Source organism: Pseudomonas inefficax, assembly GCF_900277125.1.
GTDB classification, from domain to species: domain Bacteria; phylum Pseudomonadota; class Gammaproteobacteria; order Pseudomonadales; family Pseudomonadaceae; genus Aquipseudomonas; species Aquipseudomonas inefficax.
This window is the reverse complement of sequence record NZ_OPYN01000093.1, coordinates 1-1830: the sequence shown is the minus strand read 5'-3', so window position 1 is coordinate 1830 and position 1830 is coordinate 1. Positions and strand designations below refer to the sequence as shown.

Below are 1830 nucleotides of genomic sequence, written 5' to 3'. Positions count from 1 at the left end.
ACAAGCGCACGGTCGGTGATTTCGTCAACGATGTGAGCGAGATGGGCTGGTCCGCGGCTGTAGCCGACCGCAAGATGTGGGCCGAGATGAAAATGAGCCCCACCGATCTCGCCGACGTGAGCGGCTACACCTACACCTACCTGATGAACGGCAAGGCCCCGGACGGTAACTGGACGGGGGTGTTCAAGCCGGGCGAGAAAATCCGCCTGCGCTTCATCAACGGCTCGGCAATGACCTATTTCGATGTGCGAATTCCCGGCCTGAAGATGACGGTTGTCGCGGCGGACGGGCAGCATGTCAAACCCGTTGCGGTCGACGAGTTCCGCATCGCCGTCGCCGAAACCTACGATGTGATCGTCGAGCCCGAAAGCGAGCAGGCCTACACCATCTTCGCTCAGTCCATGGACCGTACCGGGTATTCCAGGGGCACCCTGGCCGTTCGCGAAGGCTTGCAGGCTCCTGTTCCAGCTGTCGATCCACGGCCGATCATTTCCATGAGTGATATGGGCATGGACCATGGCGGCATGAGCGGCATGGACCACGGCAGCATGGCTGGCATGGATCACGGTGACATGGCCGGCATGGACCATGGCGAGATGGCTGGCACCAGCGCGCCCATGCAGAGCCACCCAGCCTCCGAGACGAACAACCCCCTGGTCGACATGCAGACGATGACCCCGACGCCAAAACTGAGCGATCCGGGCATCGGCCTGCGTGACAACGGCCGCCGTGTACTGACCTATGCGGACCTGCGCAGCACCTTCCCGGACCCGGACGGCCGCGCGCCAGGTCGCACAATCGAACTGCACCTCACCGGCCACATGGAAAAGTTCGCCTGGTCCTTCGACGGCATCAAGTTTTCCGATGCCGAGCCACTGCGCCTCAAGTATGGCGAGCGCCTGCGCATCACCCTGGTCAACGACACCATGATGACTCACACCATCCACCTCCATGGCATGTGGAGCGACCTGGAGGCTGAGAACGGCAACTTCATGGTGCGCAAACACACCATCGACATACCGCCTGGCTCGAAACGAAGCTATCGCGTCACGGCAGATGCCTTGGGGCGTTGGCACTATCACTGTCACCTGCTGTTCCACATGGAAATGGGTATGTTCCGCGAAGTTCGTGTGGACGAATGAACTGGAGATCCGAGATGAACAAACCAATGAAACGAAGCGCGTTTTTCCTTTCTGCAGTAATGGCGGGCCTGTTCACCATTTATGCCCCGTCGTCGTGGTCCGGCGACAACAATCAGCAGCCTGCCGATGCCGCAAAAGCCAAGAGCACCCAAGGCATGGACCATGGTGCGATGAAGGGCATGGATCACGGCGCCATGAAAGGGATGGATCACGGCTCGATGAAAGGTATGGACCATGACGCCATGAAGGGTATGGACCATGGCTCGATGCAAGGCATGGACCACGACAAGATGATGAAATCGCATGGCAGCGACAAAGCTAAGGCAGGGAAAGATGCTCAATAGCCTGGCACGACCATCGCTGCTGGCATTGTCCGTTTCGCTCGGCGTGCTGGGTGCTACGCCCAGCTTCGCCGCTGAAGAAATGGACCATTCGATGATGGACCACGGCAAGATGAATCATGGCAGCATGCCGGGCATGGACCATGGCGCCATGGATCATGGAGCTATGGACCATGGCGCTATGGATCACTCGACAATGAACCACGGCTCGGCGGATACGCCGACGACCAGCCGTACCCCGATCCCCGTGCTGACCGATGCCGACCGCCAGGCGGCCTTCCCCCCGCTGGGCGGGCATCACGTGCATGACAGCGCGATCAACAGCTTCTTCCTGCTGGATCAGCTCG

Annotated in this window: 2 protein-coding genes and 1 pseudogene; all 3 read left to right on the top strand. The window is 60.1% G+C overall.

Features of this window, described 5'->3' with window-relative positions:
* A partial coding sequence (locus tag JV551A3_RS11665; RefSeq protein WP_133978710.1) for a copper resistance system multicopper oxidase occupies positions 1 to 1142 on the top strand: 1142 nt, incomplete at its 5' end.
* Positions 1139 to 1486 (top strand): hypothetical protein, encoded by a 348-nt coding sequence (locus tag JV551A3_RS11660; protein ID WP_133970076.1) that lies wholly within the window; start codon positions 1139 to 1141, stop codon positions 1484 to 1486. The genes JV551A3_RS11665 and JV551A3_RS11660, both read left to right, overlap by 4 nt.
* Positions 1476 to 1830, top strand: a pseudogene (locus JV551A3_RS11655) (copper resistance protein B); the annotation flags it as partial. The gene JV551A3_RS11660 and the pseudogene JV551A3_RS11655, both read left to right, overlap by 11 nt.